The sequence below is a fragment of the Pedobacter sp. GW822-FHT03F06 genome, from assembly GCF_058801365.1.
The window spans coordinates 123,976-145,695 of the sequence record NZ_JBXANE010000012.1 but is presented as its reverse complement, the minus strand read 5'-3'; the positions used below and the strand labels follow the sequence as shown (position 1 = coordinate 145,695).

Genomic DNA, 21,720 nt, shown 5'->3' with positions numbered 1-21,720 from the left:
CAACTGAAAATTGAAAACTGCCAACTGAAAACTTACGGCTTAGTGGCCTGCCTAATGGCCTGGTATAACGCAATCCCTACCCCCGCTAAAGCAAAAGCAGCAGTAATTAAATTAGTTTTGCTGTTTCTATGCTCGTCAATCTTATAGCCAATAAAAGTGAGCAGGCCAATGGTAGCAATCATCTGGAAGCCAATGGCAGAATATTTGGCGGCTGCATTTACCTTTTTCTTTGTATTTTCTTCTTTCGGATTTTCCATTTGTTAATGCAATAATTAAATTAACTTTGAATAATTAAAATTTGTTGCCAAATAAAATATTTTTCTACATATATTGTTTATTGTATATCCACCTAAGAGATTTATCATACTTGAAAAATTACGCTAGCAAAAACTTAAATCCCTTCTTCATCTTTTTTAGTGTCCTCCTTATTTATGGCTGTGTCGCAAATAAAGATACAGCAGTAGATCGCAGGTTTCAAAACTTAACGGCAAGATATAACTATATCTACAACTCCAATGTTTTATTAACCGAGTACAATGAGCGCCTATTACAAAGTTATGCCGATAATTATGAGAAAACCCTGCCCGTTTACCTCGATCCAGAGCCACAGGTAAATCTGGTGCTTACACCAGGAATGGCCAATAAACAGCTTGATGAAGTAATTACAAAAGGACAAACCGTTATAAACGATAAAAGTTTTAGTAACTATATTGATGATGCCTATATGCTTTTGGGTAAAGCAAATTATTTAAAAGGCAATTATTTTATCGCATCAGAATATTTCGATTATACGGCAAAAACCTATAATAACGATTTAAAGACATTCGTTATGGCGATGAACTGGAAAGCGCGTAGCCAAATGCAATTAAACAATATGGTGCTTGCCGATAAAATTCTTGATACCATGTTGCGTGCGTCTGATGAGTTAAAAAAAGATCTGGCAGAACCCTTGGCCACTGCCGCTCAGATGCGCATTTATCAGAAACGCAATAAAGAAGCCATCCTGTTTTTAGAATCGGCAATTGCCCTTCCAGCCGAAAAACAGCTGCGTATAAGATGGCGCTTTATCCTTGCGCAGTTGCAGGAGAAAGAAAAAAATCTTCAGGACGCTTATGCAAACTTCACCAAGGTTGAAAAAAGCAATGCACCGTTTGAGATGTATTTTCATGCCAATTTAAACCGCATTAAACTAAAGGCATTGCTCAGTGGTGTAAAACTCAATAAGGAAGAACAGCTGCTTGCTTTATTAAAAGACGATAAGAATTTCGATTATACCGATCAGATTTATTACCAGGTTGGAGAACTTTTCTCCTCCGAAGGAAACTTTGCAAAAGCTGAAGAAAACTACCACAAATCAGTTGCAAAAAGTACCAGAAACCAAACTCAAAAGGCGTTGTCTTATTTAAGAATTGCCGACTTAAACTTTAAAGAGTTTAACAACTACATTAAAGCAAAACTGTATTACGATAGTACAGTGATGATTTTACCAAAAAACTTTCCTGACTACAATAACATTGTTAAAAAGGCTGATAACCTGAAATATTTAACTGATAGGTATACTATTATTGCCAAGGAAGATACCGCCCAAGCGATAGCTAAACTTCCTACAGGCGAGCGTGAGGCTAAGGTTAAAGCATATTTAACACCTAAAGTTGAAGTGAGCAATACCGGAGGGGTAATCAGCAATCAATATTTAAATGATCCGGATTTCCCTAATCGATCGTTAAATGCTTCGAATAATACTGCAGGGAATACCTTTTATTTTAACAATAATGCGGCAATAAGCAATGGCTTTGGCGATTTCAAAAAACGGTGGGGCAACAGGCAGCTGGAAGATAACTGGAGACAAAGCATCCGGTCTTCTGCCCAGGAAACCAATCAGGTTTTGGCAGGAGGAAATGTAGCCACCGGAATAACGCCTGCAAATGGAGAAACGAATCAAACAGCTGTAGACCAAACCACATTAGAAAAACAGTTTTTGGATGGCTTGCCAACCACTCCGGCACTATTGGCTACCTCCGATCAAAAAATCATTGATGCTTATTTTGAGATTGCCAGCTTCTACCAACAAGAGCTAAACGACAAAGCAGAAGCAAATAAGATTTATCTGGAACTGATTAAAAGATATCCGGACAATAACCACTTGGTTGCCATATATTACAGTTTGCATCTAAATTACAAGGGTATTGATGAAGTAAAATCAGATCAGTACAAACAATTGGTGCTAACTAAATTCCCTGAATCTAATTTTGCCAAGAACATTTTAGATCCCTCCTATTCGGCCAAACAAACAGAGATAGAAAACATTGCCAACAACAACTACAATGTGGCCTTTGATGCCTATGCGAAAAAAGATTATGCAAATGTGGTAAAACAGGCTGATGATAACATTACCGCTTTCCCTAACAATGATTTAGCACCACAATATGCCTATTTAAAAGCAATTGCTATCGGCCGCACGGCTAAAGTTGATGCCCTGCTTACCGAATTTAATTTGATTACCACGCTTTATCCAAACGACAAAATTATTACCCCATTAGTCCGCGATCATTTAAAATATATTGAGGCAAATTTGGAAGAGTTTAAACAACGACCGCTTGCACTTATTGATTTTGATGCCAATGCGCCACGTTTTGTAAGTCAGGCTACGCCAATTGCTGTGCCAACAAAACCTTTAGTAACCGACAATGCCACTGTAAAAACAACAGCGCCTACCACGGTATCTAAACCTGCTGAGGTTAAACCGGTCGATCCTACCAAACCGGCCAGCATTTTTAGTGCAGCTAAATCAGAAGAGTATTATTATGTGATCGACGTTGCCGACGCAACTTTAACTTTAAGTTCATCGCGTTTTGGAATAGGCCAGTTTAACCGTGGCAATTATCCCGATAATGATTTGGAACATAAATTGGTAGAGTTAGATAACGACCAGCTGATTTACATTACGAGTTTTATCGATCTTGAAGACGCCAAAATTTACGAATCAAGCATTACAGGCCAGTTAAAGAACATTATGAAAGTTCCAGCTAACCTATATAAGGGCTTTATCATCAGCAAAGAAAACTTCGAAAAGCTAACAGACCGATCGCGGATTAACGAATATCTGGAGTTTTTAAAAGACACTTATAAGTAAGTGTAGAATATTTTAAGCTTGAGGCTAAAAATCGATTCTATAAAAAATTAATAAATTTGCATCCAAATCTTCTATTCTGGAGATGATTGGAAAATAACAACACAAAATGAATAAGTCCCTTTCTGCACAAGAAACAAAAAGATATAGTTTAGTCATCTGGAAAATTCTGATCGGGGGAATTGCCCTGTTTGCCATTTTCATTTCCATGATCGGGTTGGGCCTTTTTGGTGCGCTGCCCTCTTTCAGGGATATTGAACACCCAAAAAGTAATCAGGCTTCAGAAATTATTGCGGAAGACGGCCGGCCATTAGGCACCTATTTTGTTCAGAATAGGTCGAATGTTACTTATAAAGATATTTCGGAAAACGTAATCAATGGGCTAATTGCCACAGAAGATACCCGCTTTAAAGAACATTCAGGTATAGATTTCAAACGTACCTTCACTATTATCGGTTATAATTTAATCGGCAAAAAGCAGGGTGCAAGTACCATTACACAGCAATTGGCTAAAAATCTTTTCCCAAGAGAATCGAACCTGAATTTTTTCTCCCTCGTGTTAACCAAGTTTAAAGAGTGGATTGTTGCCGTTAAACTAGAGCGTAACTATACCAAGGAGGAAATTATCACGATGTACTTAAATACGGTCGATTTTGGTAACCAGGCTTATGGCATAAAATCGGCAGCAAGGGTTTATTTCAATACCACGCCCGATAAATTAACCTTAACACAGGCAGCAACTTTGGTGGGCATGCAAAAAGGAATTACCATGTATTCGCCAACGCGTCATCCTGAGCGCTCGAGAGACCGTAGAAATACTGTAATGGCCATGATGGTTAAATCTGAGCTCTTAACCCAACAGGAATTTGACGAACAAAAAGAGAAACCCTTAAACCTGCATTTTAATGCAGCAACCGTTAATGATGGTATTGCACCATATTTCCGTTCGGTATTGAAGAATGATATCAAAAACATTTTTCAGGAGCAGTCGATTACCAAACCCGATGGCACACCTTACGACTTAGACCGCGATGGTTTGAAAATTTATACCACATTGAATTATGATATGCAGGTATATGCCGAAGAAGCACAAAAAGAATACATGAAAGTGTTACAGGCCCAGTTTATTGCCAGCTGGAAAGGCAGAAACCCGTTTAAGGATAAAGCTTTACAGATTGAACAGGGTATTAAACGCTCTGATCGTTACAAATCGTTAAAACTGGAAGGTAAATCAGAAGATGAAATCAAAGATGATTTCAATACCAGAACAGAAATGACCATTTTTACCTGGAAAGGCAATATTGATACAGTAATGAAACCGATCGACTCCGTTCGCTACTACAAAATGCTGTTGCGTAATGCGATGATGACCATGGACCCAACCAATGGGCATGTGAAAGCGTGGGTTGGAGGGATTAATTACGAACATTTTAAATACGATCAGGTTAAAATGGGAACCAGGCAGGTAGGCTCAACTGCGAAGCCGTTCACCTATGCCGTAGCAATTGAAAATGGTTATTCTCCTTGCTACACTGTACCAAATGTACCAGTAACGATAGATGGCTATGGAGAACCATGGACGCCAAGAAATTCGGGCAAACCACTGCCAGGCAGCATTACTTTACAAAAAGCCCTGGCTTACTCTCAAAATTATGTTACCGCCTATTTAATGAAACAGGTTGGCCCGGTTGCAGTATCAACATTGGCAACCAAAATGGGGATTCCTAATGTTCCGGCATTTCCTTCCATCTGTTTAGGTACTTTCGATTCATCTGTTTACAATATGGTAGGCGCTTATGGCGCTTTTGCAAACAAAGGAACCTATACCAAGCCGATTTATCTATTAAGGATAGAAGATAAAAATGGTGTAGTGTTATTTTCTCAAAAGGAAATACCAAAACCGATCATGAGCGAAGAGGTTGCCTATGTAATGACCAGAATGCTTAAAGGTGTAGTCACTAACGGAACCGGATCGAGGTTGAATTATAAATACAAAGTAAACGCACCTATCGGGGCTAAAACAGGTACTACCCAAAATAATTCAGATGGTTGGTTTATGGCCATTACCCCTCAATTGGTAACAGGTATATGGACTGGCTGTGAGGATAGGGCATTCCACTTTATCAGCACCAACCAGGGTGAAGGTGCCAATACCGCGTTGCCAATTTTTGCAGGTTTTATCAAAAGGGTATATGCCAATCCGGCCTTAAAAATTAGTCATGCTGATTTTGAGGCACCAAAATCTGGCATTTCCATCACCTACGATTGCAACCAATACCAGCAACAGGAAGAAGGCGCAACCGAATTGGATGAGAAATTAGGCTTTTAATGCTTTAGGATTTGCCTGAAGGATAGCAGTGGAAATCCTTTTGTTGTCGCCCTGAGCGCAGCCGAAAGGGAACAAAAGATTGGAGCGGATAGCCTGACCCTTTGCGCAGCTTAGGGGCACGCCCAAATTATAAATTACACTAAATCGACGTCCACTTAATCAAAAGTATCCCTTCCGAATCTTATTTTTGTAATAATGAGCAGTTTCGACCATAAAGCAGCATTAACCGCAATTCCGCATAAACCTGGTGTTTACCAATATTGGGATGCCGATGGAAAGCTCATGTATATTGGAAAGGCAAAAGATCTGCGTAACCGTGTGGGTTCTTATTTCAATAGCGACAGGAATCAGTTTAATGGCAAAACAAGGGTACTCGTTTCCAAAATCCGTAAAATTACATTCACCATTGTTGATACAGAGATTGATGCCTGGTTACTCGAAAATAGCTTAATCAAAAAGCATCAGCCAAAATTTAACATTAACCTAAAGGACGATAAAACGTATCCCTGGATTATTGTCAAAAATGAGAATTATCCCCGTATTTACTGGACAAGGAAGGTGATTAAAGATGGTTCTACCTATTTCGGTCCTTATGGTTCGATAGGCATGATGCACACTATTTTGGATCTGATTAAAGAAACCTATCCCCTTCGTACCTGTAGTTTGCCTTTAACGGAGAAAAATATAGCTGAAGGGAAATTTAAAGTTTGTTTGGAATATCAAATTGGGAACTGTAAAGGTCCTTGTCAGAATTACCAGACCGAAACAGACTACGATAAAAATATAGGTGAGATTAAAGAGATCCTGAATGGCAAAATCGGAAATGTAATCCGCGAGGTTAAAGGAGTCATTAAATCGGCATCAGAAAACCTGAACTTCGAACTGGCGCATCAATATGCAAGGAGGTTAGAAGTACTGGAGAAATACCAGAGTAAATCTACCGTGGTAAATAGTGCCATTACCAATGTGGATGTTGTGAGTATTGCATCGGATGAACGTTATGCCTTTGTGAATTACCTGAAAGTGATGAACGGAACGATTATCCAAACGCAGACTATCGAGGTTAAAAAACAATTGGATGAGAGTGACGATGAGATTTTAACGCTGGCGATGTTGGAGTTCAGAACAAAATTTAACAGTACATCGAAAGAAATTATTGTTCCTTTTGAGCCGTCGTTAGAAGATGAAAGTTTAAAATTTACAGTACCTAAGCTTGGCGAAAAGAAAAAACTCCTGGAGCTTTCGCAGAAGAATGTATTGTTCTTTAAAAAAGAGAAACTTAATCAATACGAAAAATTAAATCCCGATTTACGCACCGATCGTATTTTAACGACCATGCAAAAAGATCTGCGTTTAACCCAGCTTCCAAAACATATAGAATGTTTTGATAACTCCAACTTTCAGGGCAAATACCCGGTTTCTGCGATTGTTGTTTTTAAAGATGCAAAACCATCGAAAAAAGACTACCGCCATTTTAACGTGAAAACGGTAGAGGGTCCTAACGATTTTGCAACCATGGAAGAAGCCGTTTTCCGTCGTTACAGGAGGATGTTGGATGAAAACCAGACTTTGCCTCAGCTTATCATCATTGATGGTGGTAAAGGGCAGCTTTCGTCGGCACTGAAAAGTTTAAAGTTATTGGGTATAGAAAACAAAGTTACCGTAATTGGCATTGCCAAACGTTTGGAAGAACTATTCTACCCTGGTGATTCCTATCCTTTGTATCTGGATAAAAAATCGGAAACCTTAAAAGTGATCCAGCAGCTTCGTGATGAGGCCCACCGCTTTGGAATTACCTTCCACCGCAAGAAACGCGATCAGGGGACACTTAAAACAGAACTGGAGCAGATTGAAGGTATAGGCAAAACTACTGCAGATAAACTGCTAACCCATTTTAAATCGGTTAAAAAGATCAAAGAAGCTACCGAGAAAGAACTGGCAGAAGTATTGAACAAAAAGCAGGTAACTACCTTGCTGGCACACTTTAAAGAAGCGTAAATCTGCGCCGTAAATGCCAACAGACCAGCGTGTAAAATCTTAACACAATATTAATCTTTTCTTGGTATGCCTTAAATTTTTTTTCAATAAATTAGGACTGTTAATACAAGTAAACATCTATCCCTAATTTACATGAGTAACAACATCCTGTTTACAATTACCAAGCTTTTACTTGGTGTATTGTATTTTACCGAATCAGAAAGCCCTTTTAAAGCGGCTGACTGGGGTAAAGTCCCTCCTGCAGAACTATTGCAAAAAATTGCAGTTCAATACCATTCAGCTCCATCCAATTTAAAACTCCTGGATCACGCTGTATTTTTCAACAACCTCGTTTCAAAGGTAGATGCAGCCGATGTACCTATGGTAGAAAATGCCCGTAAAATAACAGCGTTTTATTCTTCATTAAAGCAAAACCTTTCCAACATACAGGTCATCAGAGTAGAGGGTGCCAGCAGAATACCTGTTCTGATTACCGGCTATTTACCAGATGGCAACTGTGTAGTTATTGAAACATTTGCTGTCGAAACCTAAGCAATCAATCCCATCCATTAAATAATCCCAAACTAAACATGAAAGCATTAAAAAAATTAAGCTTACTGGCTGTCCTATGCCTTGGCCTCGCTGCCTGTAAAAAAGAAAACCAATTTCAACCTGAAACCAACTTATTCGAACAAAAATTAAACAGTAAAGCGGCTACTGCCAGCACACAGGCTATTGCTGCAGGTTTTCCTGAAGATTTCGAATCTGGCACAAAAGGAAGTTATGCCACGGCATCAGTAACCTTGGGCAGTGGAAGCTGGAGCCTTAACGATGCCTTAATTGGAAACCTTGCTGCAGATGCAAAAAACGGCAGTCAATCAGTTCGAATACGCAATACCGGTATATTGAGTATGAATTTCGACGTAAACGGAGCTGATGTGGTAAGTATTGCCCATGCCAAATACGGTACCGATGCCAATAGCACCTGGCAGCTTTGGTATTCTACCGATGGTGGCTCGAGCTGGTTACAATCAGGCAGTACCATTACCAGTAGTACCACAACATTATCAACCGTAACCTTCAATACTGCAATTGTTGGGAATGTACGTTTTCAGATCCGTAAAATCAGTGGCGGTACTGCCCGCATCAACATAGACGATTTCAGTATTTCCACTGGCGATATAACCAATCCGCCTACCACACCAGGAGATAACAGTAACCTTTTATTGGGTAACCCAAGCAATGCTGTTGCCAGCACTTCTTATCCAGAAAATTACCTGATGGAACGCACTTATTATACACTTTCTTACAGCAAAACAAGGGCTACACCTAATTGGGTAAGCTGGCACATTGGATCATCTGATCTGGGTTCAACTCCTCGCCAAGACGATTTTAGAGCCGACAATACTTTGCCTTCTGGATGGTACCAGGTATCGAGCAGCAGCTATTCAGGTTCAGGTTTTGATCGTGGCCATAACTGCCCATCAGCAGATAGAACAATCTCTGTAGCCGCAAATTCTTCTACGTTCTTAATGAGCAACATGATGCCTCAGGCACCAAATAATAACCAAGGACCATGGGCCGATCTTGAAAACTACACCCGCTCGCTGGTAACAGCAGGTAACGAAGTATATGTTATTTGCGGTTCTTATGGATCGGGCGGTACAGGAAGCAATGGCGGCATCACTTATACTATCGACAATGGTAAAGTTAATGTACCTTCTAATACCTGGAAAGTTATTGTAGTACTATCCAACGGCAATAACGACTTAAGCCGTATTACTTCATCTACGAGGGTAATTACAGTAAATATGCCAAATACAAATGGTTTGAATACCAATTGGAAAACATACCGTACAACAGTTAATGCAGTAGAATCTGCAACTGGTTACGATATTTTATCAAATGTACCTGCAGCTATCCAAAGTGTAATAGAATCAGCAACAGATAACCTATAAAACATTTTATCTTTAAAGAAAAGCGCGGCAATCCATTAATTTGGGTTGCCACGATTTTTTATTGGCATCATCAAACTGAGCCAGTTTAAGAATTAAGATTAGCTCATCTTCCCTTTCTTCTCAACTCTTTTGTTCGTAAGGAGTGGATATGGTACAAACAAAAAGCTCCGATGAAAATCGGAGCTTTTTGTTAATATTTAGTATTCCCAAAGACCTTGTTCGTAATCAAGAACAGATTTTTTAATCCTTTCTGATTCGTATAACCTCTCTCTAGGATCGGTAATAATATCTCTGATCTTATTATCGCCGGGATTTGATTCTTTTACAATATAGCTGCTGAATAAGCGGCGGATAAAGAAATCATCAAAGCTCAATGCTGAAGCATCGTTATTGGTATTGATTAAACGTTTCTTCGTTAAAATCTCTCTGGCCTCCGGATAGTACACCCAAAATACCGGTTGCCATTGTTTAGAAACCTCATTATACTTTAATGGAGCAATACCTACAATACGCGGTTCAAAAACAGAACGTTTAGTATCGAAAATCCAGTCTTCTTTAATTCTGAATTTCAGGAATAACTCCGGGTTAAAATCATTAACTACAGTGGTAACCGTTCCGGTTTTATTGTTCGAAACCTCTGCTGTTCCTAAAGCCGATTTGGCCGCAGAATCTGCAGACATTGGGTTAAGAAAAGCATCATCTTCGTTCAATGCACTATCAATTGGTGAATACGCTGTCAGTTCGTCTTTTTTAATTGCGGCAATCAATACATCAATTAATCGAGATTTAGGCGATTTTAAGGCTGAGTTAACCGTATCACGTAAGTCAATTTCTCTCCAGATCCGTTTTGCATAAAAAACATCCTCTTCTCTTACATCTGCCAAAGGAACCATTTCAGTACTGTCAATATCCTTACGGGCATAGAAACCATCTTTAGGTGGTACCTTAAGTTTCTTTTTAGCTGTTTTAACAGGGGCTTTCACTGTATCTACCACAGGAGGTGCAGCCACTACTGGCGCAGCTTTCTTCGGCGCTAACTTGGTTGGCTTTTTTTGTGCAAAAGCAAACGTGGTTAACAACACTAAAATAGCAATACTTAAAATCCTTTTCATCTTCTTTTTATTTTACGCTAAACGCTAATGAAGGCAAAATTTTCTGGCGTCCATCTGGCCCTATAGAAACAATATCTTCAAAAAACACCCTTGTACCAGGCGTAATCGAGTTTATTGCACCTTTAACCGCACCTGCAAAACTGCCACCACTACCAGGAATGGTAACTGCATCAGAACGCGGTTTGATAATTGTTAATTTATAACGCTGTATTTTAAATTTAACATCAAAAGGGAAATCATCCAGATCTGCCTCAATTTCAGTTTCGCTTTTTAATTGTACCGAAGCTACATCACCTCCAGAACGGCCACCAACCTTAGCAACCGGAGTTGGGATACCTTTAACCCTGAATTTTTGTGAGCCTAAACTAACCGTTTTACCTGCATTGTTCGCTGATACATTGATTGATACTTCCTGACCAACAAGGCTTCCAGGTACGTTTACATTAAAGTTTCCGTTACCACCAGACATTGAACCACCTGAAATAGATGCACGAACGCTTTCTAGTGGGAAACCTGCTGCCGATACTGTAAATGGATTCGGAATACCTGCATAAATTACATTCAGTTTGGTTGAAGAAACAGATGCAGATGGTTTCGCTACCTGATAAGTTTGTGGTTGCGTTTTATATTCTTTTACCTGACCATCAGTTTGGCGAACACGAACCGTACCAACCCAAGTAAACTGCCCAACGCTACTTGTACCACCGCTATAAGTTCCTTTACCATCTTTAACGGATAATTTACTTCCATTAACGGTAATATCGGGAGTTGATCTCGAATCGCTGGCTGTTAAAAATACTTCAGCAGTATATGGCTGACCTTGGATTACATAGGAAGTAGGTGCTACTGCAACTGCTGCAAACTGATCCAAATTAACCTGTGCTTTGTCCATATTTCCGAACAATTTTTTAACTACTTCTGCTTCAGCATTTTTTGTATCTGTTTGCAGTTTGGTTAAAATTGTCATTGCAGCAGTTAATGGCGTTCCCTCACCAAAGTAAGTTTCCTGCCAGTTTCCTTTCCTTTTTCTTGCAGGATCTTTAGCTTCAAGAGAGAATGAAACATTTGCTCTATCAGCCGGGTCCAACAAAGAGATTAATTTTTCGCGTGTAGCGTTAATTCTCTTTTTCAATTCATCTGCTTTCTTTTGATTGATCATGATATTCTGTGCAATATCCTGATTTGACCTATTTACCAAATCATCAGTTTCCGGATCGATTCCATCACCTGCCTGGGTAAATTCTTTTTTAATGCTTTCAATATAATTATTTAAGTCATCAGCGGCCTTCTGTGCCTGTTTTGCCTTATCGTAAATTGGCTGTGCACGAGCTGGCTCTTCTTTCAACTTCGAATTTTCGAAGGCAGAAAATAACTGATTAATACTTGTATTTACATTGTTTTTAGAAGTATCCAAACTATCGTTGATATTTTTGAATGCATCTAAAATGGTATCTGATACGTTTAAGGCGAGCATAGCCAACAATACCAAATACATGATATTGATCATCCGCTGCCTTGTTGTTTCTTTTCCGCCTGCCATGTTTGATGTAGCTTTTCCTTTAAAAATTAAAAACTAAACAAATTATACACGTGGGCCGTTCATAGCCGATAACATATTGCCATAAATTGCATTAAGCGATGATAGGTTTTTAGCCAACTTATTCACCTCTTCTTTAAACTGTTTCGAATCTTCCATCGATTCGTTAAAGTTCTGCATGGTTAGCGATAAGTTCGAATAGAATTTATTCATCGATTTTAGATGCGCACTAGAATCTTGTAATTCTAATTCATATACCGCATTTAAAGCTGATAAATTTTTAGCCAAATTATTAACCTGATCGTGGTAAGCCTGAGAATCTACTGTGCTCTCACCCATCGCTTTCAAATTAGCAGTGGCCTTATCAAAAGATGCACTTAAATTATCGAAGCCAGCTGAAGCTGTTTTAATTTTGCCTGTAAATTCGTTTGTTGCGGTAGATGCATCTGCAACATTAGAAATTGTTGCTACTTTATCACCAAAAGTACGCAAACCAGAGCCTAAACTTTCAATCAATTCAGGACCGATTTTAGCATCTGATAACATTTTATCCAAAGCTGCTGTGTTCGGTGCTGTTGCCGCAACTGGCCTGGCCGAGGCCGTTGGTAATTCTCCTTTAAAATCTGCTTTTAATTCAGGGTAAACTCTTTCCCAAGCTGGTTCTGGCTCTGGTGGAAAAAATCCTGTTAAAAAGAATAAAAATGCCTCTACACCAAGACCAAGACCGATCATATAGTTACCCATAATTCCACCAATGTGTAGAATTTTAAATAACGCTCCGATAATTACAATACTTGCTCCCCATGAAATCGCTACGTGTAACCAGCCTGGTTGTTTCTTTGCTGCCATAAAATTTTGATGTTTTTCTTTAGTTTTTAGTTTGTTTGGTTTAATGTCTTAAGTCGGTACCAGGATAAGATGAAACGCATCTGAAACCAATATATGATCTTTGTGTATCCTGATATTCGTATGTTGCTACTGCATTTTGTAGAAAATAGCCTGTATCTTTCCAAGAACCGCCTTTTACTACTTTACGCTTTTTGTATTTGCTGTCTGTTGCACCAGCATCATAAGTAAAATTCGGGTTCAAATCGTGCAATAATGGGCTTGCGCCTTTATTGTACGCAGTTAATGTCCATTCAGAAACATTACCTGCCATGTTGTACAAACCATAATCATTAGGAAAATACGATCTAACACCTACGGTATAAATACCACCGTCGCTCGAATAATCGCCACGGCCTGGTTTAAAGTTCGCCTGTAAACATCCTTTTGTATTTCTGATATAAGGACCGCCCCAAGGATATTTTGTTTTGGTGTTGCCGCCTCTTGCCGCATATTCAAATTCTGTTTCGGCAGGTAATCTATAATCTGATCTGGATCCTGCAGGCAATTTTCTTGCTGTAGCTACTCCATCGTACAATCTTGTTCTCCAATGAGAGAATGCTTTTGCCTGCTCCCAGCTTACGCCAACTACAGGATAATCATCATATGAAGGGTGGTTATAATAACCCCGCACCATTGGATCATTTTGTGAATAAGAATAATCTGTTTTCCAAACCATTGTATCAGGATAAATAGCAACGTTATAACGATCGATATAATCCTGGCGTTTGCTGTTTGGATCTTTATGCCCTAGAGCAGCTTTCTCCATATTTAATTCAGCATAAGAATATTCGAATTTACGAACATCCAGTTCTTTTTTTCCTGGAAGTGCATCTAAGCCTGAGTAATACATGCCATCTAACTGACTCACTTGAGCGGCAGCTGCACCCTTACCTTTATTACGCCAAATGTTGGCACCGTTTGGTCCAACTTTCCTCCAGTCGATGTATTTCTCTCCACCAACAGCATTTGCGGCATTTCCTTTGGGTGTAACCATAAATTGTTGAGGGTTGCCCATCATCACAATTGCAATCGAATCGCGTACCCAGTTGGTAAACTGGCGGTATTCTGCGTTTGAAATTTCGGTCTGGTCCATAAAGAACGCGCTAATGGTAACCATTTTACTTGGCCCGTTCTGAGAGAAAGTAATATCTTCATCCGATCCTCCCAGTGGCGTATGCCCTGGCGGCACATAAACCATTCCTAGTGGGATTCTATCGTTTTTGAATTTTCGGTTATAAGCACCAACCAGCTCGCCTTGGCCGCCATGACCACAGCTTGCTAGCATTACAGTTATACCTACAATAGCTAGAAGGTAGATTTTCTTCATATTTTTTATAGTGTGCAAAGCACGATTAGGAGCAATTTTATCAAAAATCACTGAAATTATCAACAAAAGCAAATATTTTACGTTAAATCATTACTTAAAGACAATTAAAGTTAGATTAACACTTCTCCAACAGCCTTATATTTTGTTCAAAAAAAATGCGTAACTTTCTTACTAGCAGTAAAGTTACGCATTTATTATGTTGACTTAAAATAAATTATTTATCGTATTATTTATTAGATATTTTAATGTAATTTTCAATAGCCATCGTCATAGACGGAACGCCTGGGGTTGGCGCAGCGATATCCACTATCAGGTCCATATCGGTACAGGCCTTACTCGTGTTAGTTCCAAAAGCAGCAATCCGGGTATTATTCTGTTTAAAATCGGGGAAATTTTTAAACAACGACTGGATACTTGACGGACTAAAAAACGCAATAACATCGTAGAATACTTCAGCTAAATCAGATAAGTCGCTCACTACTGTTCTAAACAAAACTGCAGGCGTAAAATTATATCCACTTTTTTCCAAGAACTTCATCGTGTCTTCGGTAGCCATATCAGAGCAAGGATATAAAAACTTCTCGTTTGCATGTTTTTTTAGCACTTCTGCTAAATCTGCTGCAGTTTGTTTACCAAAAAAGATTTTACGCTTCCTATACTGAATATACTTCTGCAGATACAATGCAATAGTCTCAGACAGACAAAAATATTTCAGTTCTGCTGGCACTTCATAACGCATTTCTTCGCAGATTCTAAAAAAATGATCTGCTGCATTACGGCTGGTAAAAATTACTGCCGTAAAATCGGCCAGATTAATCTTATCCTTTCTAAAGTCTCTTGCGGGTACACCTTCAACATGAATAAAGGACCTAAAGTCAACTTTTAAGTTGTGTTTTTTGGCCAAATCGTAGTAAGGAGATTTTTCTGTTTCAGGTTTTGGTAAAGTAACCAAAATACTTTTTACTTTGCGGATTCTAGAGTCGTTCTTTTCTTGCATTTTCCTTTTTCCTGCTACAGTCCTATCGTTTTAATTAGTATTAGGATAGGACATATTTCGAGGGCGCAAAAGTACAAAAATAAATGCATTCTAGAAAACTTATTATTAGAAAGTATTGTTATACCTGCCCGCAATAGCTGAAAAGCAAAAATAATGCCTAACAGTAAGAATGCCAACACGATATATACCCCACCGTATTTAAGTGGAGATAAGGCGAAAGCAACTACTAAAGGAATAAATAGTAGGGATGCATTGAAGTAACTGAGGTACAAAATTGAGATGTATTCGCCCACCGGTTTCTGCACATTGAACAGATAACCCAAAAAGCGTAAAAGGACCAGCTTAAGGGCATAAAAGACAATTATAGTAATCGATATACTAAAAAAGAATTTAAACCCATCTTTTGCCTGATACATATCATTCCACTGTGCTACAAGAAAAAAGAACATTCCAAAAACGAAACCAAACTGCACAAAAAGCAACAAAAATGGCCAGGAACTAAACAGGTTATCCTCCTTGTTAATATTATTCAAAATCCTGTTACTGAAAAACGATTGAACGATTGCCGATAGTTGTTTCGAAAAAGCATTTTTGAGAATGGCAAAGATGATGAGCATGCCGAAAATAAATCCCAGCAAACCAACGTTGCCTTTTGGGATTTTTGTGCCCAATTGATAAGGATTTACCTTTTTCTTTAAGTGCTGGTATTTCTTTTGCCAAGCCAGTAGATCGAGTTTAGGAAAAAGATATTCCTTTTCGATGGTATCGAGCAAAGCCCCTTTATTAATTAAACTATCGGGAAGCACCCAGGTATGGCGAACAAGCGAATCGGTCGAAAATTTCTGCCTGGCGAGTGTTGCCGAATCTGGCCGGTATCTTCGATATTGATTTTGATTCACAGCTACGCTATCTGTTTGAACAGGAATTTCCTGTGCTACTACAAAATTAGCAGACCATACAAACGCGAACAAAAAGAAAATAAATTTCGGCATGCAGTAAATCAAAACTTAAGGATGCAAAAGTAGTCGAATAATCATGGTTTACCTAAAGAAAATAAATGGATTAATTAATAACTTTAACAATAATGCTCAAGTCGCACACATTCAACAATGTCCAATTCAAAAAAGAAAACGCCAATATTCGGAATAACAACTGCAATTTCAGAAAAGTTAGATAAAAGGAGATGGAACAAAACCTTTAGAAGGATCGTAAAAATACAGATTATTAAACAGGAAGAGCTTCCACACAAAATTTCAGCTGTTACAAATGTTTTGGATGGAGATAAAGATGGGAAAAGATACTTAAAAAAATACAGTAGCAAAGATATTAGAAAGTAGTGTTATTCATTCAATTAGTAAAGCTATTACTTTACAAAAGCAAGAAATAAGTAAAGCTATTACTTTACTTACCCGATTTCCATTAATGGTTATGTAAACTAATTGCTTATTATTTATAACAATAAAGAAAAATTAACTTCGCTATCTTTGCAGCAATGTCCGGTATCTATATTCATATCCCTTTCTGTAAAAAGGCCTGTCACTATTGCGATTTTCACTTCAGCACTTCCTTAAAATATGCTGATGAAATGGTTGATGCGATCTGTAGGGAGATCAACATGAAAAAAGACCGGATTAGCGGACAGGTTGGAAGCATTTATTTTGGCGGTGGAACACCCTCCATTTTATCGCAGGTATCTTTGCAAAAGATTTTTGATGCCATTAACCACACCTTTTCGGTCGATGCAAATGCTGAAATTACTATCGAAACCAATCCTGATGATTTAACCGCTCAGAAGTTAAAAGAACTAAAACAACTGCCCGTTAACCGCTTTAGTGTGGGCATCCAATCTTTTTATGATGAAGATCTGATCTGGATGAACCGGGCACACCAGGCCCAAGAAGCCGAAGATTGTATCAGAAGAAGTCAGGATGCCGGTTTTGAAAACCTCACCTTAGATTTAATTTATGGTTATCCTTTGCTTACCGATCAAAAATGGCTAAATAATATCCAAAAAGCAGTTGAGCTTGAGGTTCCGCATATTTCGGCCTATGCCCTAACAGTAGAACCCCGGACAGCTTTAGCCTATGCCATTAAAAACAAAAAACAAACTCCCGTAAACGATAATCAAAGTGCCGCTCAGTTTATAATTTTGATGGATAAACTGATAGATGCAGGATTTGAACACTATGAAATTTCGAATTTTGCCAAACCGAACCATTATGCCGTGCATAACACCAATTATTGGAAAGGTGTAGATTATATTGGCATTGGTCCATCGGCGCACGGCTTTAATGGCCAGAACCGTTATATGAACCCAGCCAATAACGCTCTGTATATGGAAACGTTAGGCCATAACAAGCTTCCTGAAATTGTTGAGGAACTGAGTTTAAACGACAGATTTAACGAATACATCATGACTTCGTTAAGAACCATGTGGGGAACTGATTTACAAAAAATAAATACCGATTTCGGGAAAGACTTTTTAGCAGAAACAAAACACAACCTAAAAAATTTCGAGGATAAAGATTGGCTACTGGTTGACGGAGATAAGATTTTTTTAAATCAGAACGGAAAATTATTTGCTGATCATATTGCTTCAGAATTGTTTATAGTAGGAGATGAATGAGTGAATTGAGAAGGATTGATTTAGAGAATGACTGATTTAGCGGGTTAAACAACATTCACTCATTCAAAACTCGGTCATTCAATAATTAATTAAAATGTATGTCGAAAATTGTATGGATTACAGGCGCATCATCAGGTATTGGCGAAGCCTTGGTATATGAATATTTTAAAGCGGGCAACAAGCTGATTATTTCGGGAAGAAACCGTGATGAGCTGTTCAGGGTAAAAGGAAATTGCCAAAACTCCTTTAATGTACATGTTTTACCGTTCGATTTGAGTGAAACAACTACACTGGAAAACAAAGCTGCCGATGCCACCCGTATTTTTGGAAAAATAGATTTACTGATCAACAGCGGTGGTGTAAGCCAGCGGAGTTTAGCGCTCGAAACTAATCTGCAAACAGAACAACACATTATGGATACCAATTTCTGGGGAACAGTGGTACTGAGCAAAGCAGTTTTGCCGCTGATGATCGCCAACGGTGGTGGGCAGATCGTTGTAATTAGTAGTCTTGTTGGGAAATTCGGCACGAAATTCCGCTCTACTTATTCCGCATCAAAACATGCGCTGCATGGTTATTTCGATTCACTCCGATCGGAAGTTTACGATAAAAACATCGATATTACCATCATCTGTCCAGGTTTTATCAAAACAAATGTAACCTATAATGCGCTTACCGCAGATGGTAAGCCCCTAAATAAAATGGGTGATGCACACGAAAATGCCATGACGCCGTCCGAATGTGCCAAACAAATTGTAGTGGCTGTTAGCAACAAAAAAGAAGAAGTTTATATTGGCGGAAAAGAAACCAGAGCCGTATTATTGAAACGCTTTTTCCCTAAGCTTTTTTCTAAAAAAGTAAGAACGGCTAAGGTGAACTAGCACTGCGTTTTGAGGTTGGCGTTAAGCGTGAAACACAAAGTATAAAGGATGCGACTAAAGGAAGAACCCAATTTATCTAAACCAGGTTGAAGCGATATCCTTTTGGCATAATTCTGAGCATAGTCGAAGAACAGCCAAAAGATTAAGCGAAAAACGGGACTAGCCGCCCCGAAGAACCACTACTGTATCTTTACAAGAAAAAAAATAAAACACTAACAATCAATACATTGCAAATTATTTTTCATTTCTAAAAACCAAGTATCTGTAAGCCATCGTAAATGGAACCAAATAACAGAAACTTAAAATTAGAAATAATGAAAAATTTAATCTTATCCGCATTTGCCGTAATTACAATGGCATTCACTACTCAAGTTTACGCTCAAAAAAATCCAATGGTTGGTGGTGCAGCCATGTATTCTACTAAGGATATTGTAGACAATGCCGTAAATTCAAAAGACCACACTACACTGGTTGCGGCAGTTAAAGCAGCAGGCTTGGTAGAAACTTTAAAAAGCAAAGGTCCTTTTACAGTTTTTGCGCCAACTAACGCTGCATTTGATAAACTTCCTGCGGGAACTGTAGACAATTTGGTTAAACCAGAAAACAAAGCAACCCTTACCACTATTTTAACCTACCATGTTGTTGCCGGTAAAATGGATAGCAAAACAATTGCTAAAGCAATAAAAGCTGGTGGTGGCAAAGCAGAACTTACAACAGTACAAGGTGGTAAACTTTGGGCCTGGATGGAAGGTAAAAAATTAGTGCTAAAAGACGAAAAAGGTGGAATGAGCACGGTAACCATTGCAGATGTTTACCAGAAAAATGGCGTAATCCATGTAATTGATACTGTTTTAATGCCCAAATAACATTTAAAAGATATCCTTATTAAAACCAAAAATCACGCCCTAAGTGATTTTAACGTTAACGCACTTGCTCATAATTAAGTGCGTTTTTTGTTATCAAACATCATACTTTCTGACTTTTTTTGATGAATTGTCAGTTTTTTTTCACGTTTTTGCATTTGTAATGCTTAGTGTTTTTTAACTATTTAATTTTGCTACATTAATAGTTTTTTAACATGAAATTCAATTTATCTCCGATAGATGTAGTTGAAGACATATCTAAATCAGATTTCGAGCTGAACTACCTTAAACCGCGTAAACCATTGGTAATAAAGAATATGGCTAAAAAATGGCCTGCTTACCAAAAATGGACGATGGAATACATGAAAGAAGTTGTTGGCGATAAAACGGTTCCGCTTTACGACAGTTCTAAGGCCGATCCTGCTAAACCTATAAATGCATCTGCCGCCGAAATGAAATTTGGCGATTATATCGACCTGATTAAAGAAACACCGACCGATCTGCGCATATTTTTGTTCGATCCGATAAAATTTGCACCAAAGCTACTCGAAGATTATATCGCACCGAAAGATTTAATGGGCGGTTTTTTAGATAGTTACCCTAATATGTTCTTTGGCGGTAAAGGATCGGTAACGTTTTTGCACTATGACATCGATTTAGCACACATTTTCCATACGCACTTTAATGGCCGAAAACATGTAATCTTATTCGATTATAAATGGAAAGAACGTTTGTATCAAATCCCCTATGCTACTTATGCCTTAGAAGATTATGACGTAGAAAATCCTGATTTTGATAAATTCCCGGCTTTAAAAGGTGTTCAGGGCGTTGAAGCCTTTTTAGAACATGGCGATACCTTATTTATGCCAACCGGGTACTGGCACTGGATGAAATACCTGGATGGTTCTTTTTCTATTAGCTTAAGGGCATGGGACAAAAGCTGGGCGGTAAAAGCAAAAAGCTTGTATAACTTAACTTTACAGCGTAAATTTGACGACTTTATGAAAGCAAACTACCGCGAAAAATACATGCAATGGAAAGAACAGCTTGCAGTTAAAAGAGCAAGTAGAGCACTAGAAAAGAATTTACCAAAGTAAAATAATGAAAGAATTATTGAATGATAAGATGAGCGCATTAATCTCGCTCAAAACATTCACTCATTCAAAACTCAATTATTCAATAATCATACATGCATCCTAACATTATAAAAATCCAGGAAAGAATAGCGCCACTTAGGCAGGAAATTATTAACCACAAAGTTTATTCGGCCATTAGTGAAATAGAAGATCTCCGGGTTTTTATGGAGCATCATATTTTTGCAGTTTGGGATTTCATGTCGCTGCTTAAAGCCCTACAAATTAACTTAACCTGTACTACTTTACCCTGGTTCCCGGTGGGCGATCCGGTTACCCGGCAGCTGATCAATGAAATTGTGGCCGGTGAAGAATCGGATATAGATGCCAATGGGGCAATTAAAAGTCACTTTGAGCTGTACTTAGATGCAATGGATCAATGCGGTGCCAATACAAAACCCATTAATATCTTTTTACAGGAACTAAAAAACGGAAAAAGCTTTAATGAAGCTTTCGAGAAAGCGGATGTTCCTGCAGCGGCAAAGGATTTTGTAAATGTGACCTTCGAAACCATTAACAGTGGAAAAACACATTTACAGGCCGCAAGTTTTACTTTTGGCCGCGAGGATTTGATTCCAAACATGTTTTTTAGTATGGTAAACGACCTGAACAGTACCCAGGCAGATAAAGTTTCGATTTTTAAATATTATTTAGAGCGCCACATCGAAGTAGATGGCGATCACCACAGCCATTTGGCGCTCTCCATGACAGAGAAACTTTGTGAAAAAGATGAGGCTTTTTGGGCTGAGGCAGAGGAAACCACAAAACAGGCACTACAAAAAAGGATCGACCTGTGGGACGCTGCCTATGCCGAAATTGTTAAAAATAAAGTTGAGGCGTAATTACTAAATTGTTAAGTATTTGCTAATTTAGATTACGTGATTTTAGTCACATTTACCTGTTAACATCAATTTTGTAAAATAAAATTTACACATTTGTTGTTCGGCACAAATAACCGATTT

General features: G+C 38.4%; 18 protein-coding genes. 11 read left to right on the top strand and 7 right to left on the bottom strand.

The genetic code is table 11. The features are described from left to right. Positions 1 to 32: 32 nt before the first annotated feature. Positions 33 to 257, bottom strand: coding sequence for an AtpZ/AtpI family protein (locus tag AC1RJ8_RS20145; protein WP_492955340.1), 225 nt, complete (start codon positions 255 to 257; stop codon positions 33 to 35). A 110-nt stretch (positions 258 to 367) separates the two neighbouring features. On the opposite strand from AC1RJ8_RS20145, the gene porW reads away from it, so the two are divergent. The 5 genes from porW to AC1RJ8_RS20120 all read left to right on the top strand — a co-directional run bounded on the left by porW (position 368) and on the right by AC1RJ8_RS20120 (position 9,394). Beyond that, positions 368 to 3,133: a type IX secretion system periplasmic lipoprotein PorW/SprE gene (gene porW, locus AC1RJ8_RS20140; protein WP_492955339.1), complete on the top strand. Its 2,766-nt coding sequence runs from the start codon at positions 368 to 370 to the stop codon at positions 3,131 to 3,133. A 106-nt stretch (positions 3,134 to 3,239) separates the two neighbouring features. Beyond that, positions 3,240 to 5,459, top strand: coding sequence for a transglycosylase domain-containing protein (locus AC1RJ8_RS20135; protein ID WP_492955338.1), 2,220 nt, complete (start codon positions 3,240 to 3,242; stop codon positions 5,457 to 5,459). 195 nt (positions 5,460 to 5,654) lie between these two features. Beyond that, entirely contained in the window at positions 5,655 to 7,457 is a 1,803-nt protein-coding gene (uvrC, locus tag AC1RJ8_RS20130; RefSeq protein ID WP_492955337.1) for an excinuclease ABC subunit UvrC, read from the top strand. Between the two features lie 132 nt (positions 7,458 to 7,589). Further along, positions 7,590 to 7,988 (top strand): nuclease A inhibitor family protein, encoded by a 399-nt coding sequence (locus AC1RJ8_RS20125; RefSeq protein ID WP_492955336.1) that lies wholly within the window; start codon positions 7,590 to 7,592, stop codon positions 7,986 to 7,988. Positions 7,989 to 8,026: 38 nt separating this feature from the next. Beyond that, on the top strand, positions 8,027 to 9,394 hold the full coding sequence (locus AC1RJ8_RS20120; protein ID WP_492955335.1) for a DNA/RNA non-specific endonuclease: 1,368 nt from the start codon (positions 8,027 to 8,029) through the stop codon (positions 9,392 to 9,394). A gap of 197 nt (positions 9,395 to 9,591) precedes the next feature. Here AC1RJ8_RS20120 and porN read toward each other — a convergent pair whose 3' ends face one another. The 6 genes from porN to AC1RJ8_RS20090 form a co-directional block, all read right to left on the bottom strand. After that, on the bottom strand, positions 9,592 to 10,506 hold the full coding sequence (porN, locus tag AC1RJ8_RS20115; protein WP_492955334.1) for a type IX secretion system ring subunit PorN/GldN: 915 nt from the start codon (positions 10,504 to 10,506) through the stop codon (positions 9,592 to 9,594). 7 nt (positions 10,507 to 10,513) lie between these two features. Beyond that, the gene (porM, locus tag AC1RJ8_RS20110; RefSeq protein ID WP_492955333.1) at positions 10,514 to 12,046 is read right to left on the bottom strand and encodes a type IX secretion system motor protein PorM/GldM; all 1,533 of its coding nucleotides are present in this window, start codon (positions 12,044 to 12,046) and stop codon (positions 10,514 to 10,516) included. A gap of 42 nt (positions 12,047 to 12,088) precedes the next feature. Then, positions 12,089 to 12,892 carry a type IX secretion system motor protein PorL/GldL gene (porL, locus tag AC1RJ8_RS20105; protein ID WP_492955332.1) on the bottom strand — a complete coding sequence of 268 codons (804 nt, stop codon included), beginning with the start codon at positions 12,890 to 12,892 and terminating at the stop codon, positions 12,089 to 12,091. Positions 12,893 to 12,932: 40 nt separating this feature from the next. Beyond that, positions 12,933 to 14,258 (bottom strand): T9SS ring complex lipoprotein PorK/GldK, encoded by a 1,326-nt coding sequence (porK, locus tag AC1RJ8_RS20100; protein WP_492955331.1) that lies wholly within the window; start codon positions 14,256 to 14,258, stop codon positions 12,933 to 12,935. A 226-nt stretch (positions 14,259 to 14,484) separates the two neighbouring features. Beyond that, on the bottom strand, positions 14,485 to 15,255 hold the full coding sequence (locus AC1RJ8_RS20095) for a uroporphyrinogen-III synthase (protein WP_029274186.1): 771 nt from the start codon (positions 15,253 to 15,255) through the stop codon (positions 14,485 to 14,487). 14 nt (positions 15,256 to 15,269) lie between these two features. After that, a complete protein-coding gene (locus tag AC1RJ8_RS20090) occupies positions 15,270 to 16,247 on the bottom strand; it encodes a DUF4271 domain-containing protein (RefSeq protein ID WP_492955330.1) in 978 nt (325 codons plus the stop codon). A 117-nt stretch (positions 16,248 to 16,364) separates the two neighbouring features. On the opposite strand from AC1RJ8_RS20090, the gene AC1RJ8_RS20085 reads away from it, so the two are divergent. The 6 genes from AC1RJ8_RS20085 (at position 16,365) to AC1RJ8_RS20060 (ending at position 21,600) form a co-directional block, all read left to right on the top strand. Next, positions 16,365 to 16,592, top strand: coding sequence for a hypothetical protein (locus AC1RJ8_RS20085; RefSeq protein ID WP_492955329.1), 228 nt, complete (start codon positions 16,365 to 16,367; stop codon positions 16,590 to 16,592). A gap of 155 nt (positions 16,593 to 16,747) precedes the next feature. After that, the gene (gene hemW, locus AC1RJ8_RS20080) at positions 16,748 to 17,881 is read left to right on the top strand and encodes a radical SAM family heme chaperone HemW (RefSeq protein WP_492955328.1); all 1,134 of its coding nucleotides are present in this window, start codon (positions 16,748 to 16,750) and stop codon (positions 17,879 to 17,881) included. 98 nt (positions 17,882 to 17,979) lie between these two features. Further along, positions 17,980 to 18,762, top strand: a complete 783-nt coding sequence (locus tag AC1RJ8_RS20075) for an SDR family oxidoreductase (RefSeq protein ID WP_492955327.1) — start codon at positions 17,980 to 17,982, stop codon at positions 18,760 to 18,762. Positions 18,763 to 19,076: 314 nt separating this feature from the next. After that, the gene (locus AC1RJ8_RS20070) at positions 19,077 to 19,628 is read left to right on the top strand and encodes a fasciclin domain-containing protein (RefSeq protein ID WP_492955326.1); all 552 of its coding nucleotides are present in this window, start codon (positions 19,077 to 19,079) and stop codon (positions 19,626 to 19,628) included. Positions 19,629 to 19,840: 212 nt separating this feature from the next. Next, positions 19,841 to 20,722: a cupin-like domain-containing protein gene (locus tag AC1RJ8_RS20065; protein ID WP_492955325.1), complete on the top strand. Its 882-nt coding sequence runs from the start codon at positions 19,841 to 19,843 to the stop codon at positions 20,720 to 20,722. 92 nt (positions 20,723 to 20,814) lie between these two features. Beyond that, the gene (locus AC1RJ8_RS20060) at positions 20,815 to 21,600 is read left to right on the top strand and encodes a DUF3050 domain-containing protein (RefSeq protein ID WP_492955324.1); all 786 of its coding nucleotides are present in this window, start codon (positions 20,815 to 20,817) and stop codon (positions 21,598 to 21,600) included. The last annotated feature ends 120 nt before the right edge of the window (positions 21,601 to 21,720 follow it).

What these genes read in the sequence shown, in the direction of transcription:
- AC1RJ8_RS20145 (WP_492955340.1), bottom strand. Translation starts at nt 257, where the DNA reads ATGGAAAATCCGAAAGAAGAAAATACAAAGAAAAAGGTAAATGCAGCC.
- AC1RJ8_RS20135 (WP_492955338.1), top strand. Translation starts at nt 3,240, where the DNA reads ATGAATAAGTCCCTTTCTGCACAAGAAACAAAAAGATATAGTTTAGTC.
- uvrC (WP_492955337.1), top strand. Translation starts at nt 5,655, where the DNA reads ATGAGCAGTTTCGACCATAAAGCAGCATTAACCGCAATTCCGCATAAA.
- AC1RJ8_RS20125 (WP_492955336.1), top strand. Translation starts at nt 7,590, where the DNA reads ATGAGTAACAACATCCTGTTTACAATTACCAAGCTTTTACTTGGTGTA.
- AC1RJ8_RS20120 (WP_492955335.1), top strand. Translation starts at nt 8,027, where the DNA reads ATGAAAGCATTAAAAAAATTAAGCTTACTGGCTGTCCTATGCCTTGGC.
- porN (WP_492955334.1), bottom strand. Translation starts at nt 10,506, where the DNA reads ATGAAAAGGATTTTAAGTATTGCTATTTTAGTGTTGTTAACCACGTTT.
- porM (WP_492955333.1), bottom strand. Translation starts at nt 12,046, where the DNA reads ATGGCAGGCGGAAAAGAAACAACAAGGCAGCGGATGATCAATATCATG.
- porL (WP_492955332.1), bottom strand. Translation starts at nt 12,892, where the DNA reads ATGGCAGCAAAGAAACAACCAGGCTGGTTACACGTAGCGATTTCATGG.
- porK (WP_492955331.1), bottom strand. Translation starts at nt 14,258, where the DNA reads ATGAAGAAAATCTACCTTCTAGCTATTGTAGGTATAACTGTAATGCTA.
- AC1RJ8_RS20095 (WP_029274186.1), bottom strand. Translation starts at nt 15,255, where the DNA reads ATGCAAGAAAAGAACGACTCTAGAATCCGCAAAGTAAAAAGTATTTTG.
- AC1RJ8_RS20090 (WP_492955330.1), bottom strand. Translation starts at nt 16,247, where the DNA reads ATGCCGAAATTTATTTTCTTTTTGTTCGCGTTTGTATGGTCTGCTAAT.
- AC1RJ8_RS20085 (WP_492955329.1), top strand. Translation starts at nt 16,365, where the DNA reads ATGTCCAATTCAAAAAAGAAAACGCCAATATTCGGAATAACAACTGCA.
- hemW (WP_492955328.1), top strand. Translation starts at nt 16,748, where the DNA reads ATGTCCGGTATCTATATTCATATCCCTTTCTGTAAAAAGGCCTGTCAC.
- AC1RJ8_RS20075 (WP_492955327.1), top strand. Translation starts at nt 17,980, where the DNA reads ATGTCGAAAATTGTATGGATTACAGGCGCATCATCAGGTATTGGCGAA.
- AC1RJ8_RS20070 (WP_492955326.1), top strand. Translation starts at nt 19,077, where the DNA reads ATGAAAAATTTAATCTTATCCGCATTTGCCGTAATTACAATGGCATTC.
- AC1RJ8_RS20065 (WP_492955325.1), top strand. Translation starts at nt 19,841, where the DNA reads ATGAAATTCAATTTATCTCCGATAGATGTAGTTGAAGACATATCTAAA.
- AC1RJ8_RS20060 (WP_492955324.1), top strand. Translation starts at nt 20,815, where the DNA reads ATGCATCCTAACATTATAAAAATCCAGGAAAGAATAGCGCCACTTAGG.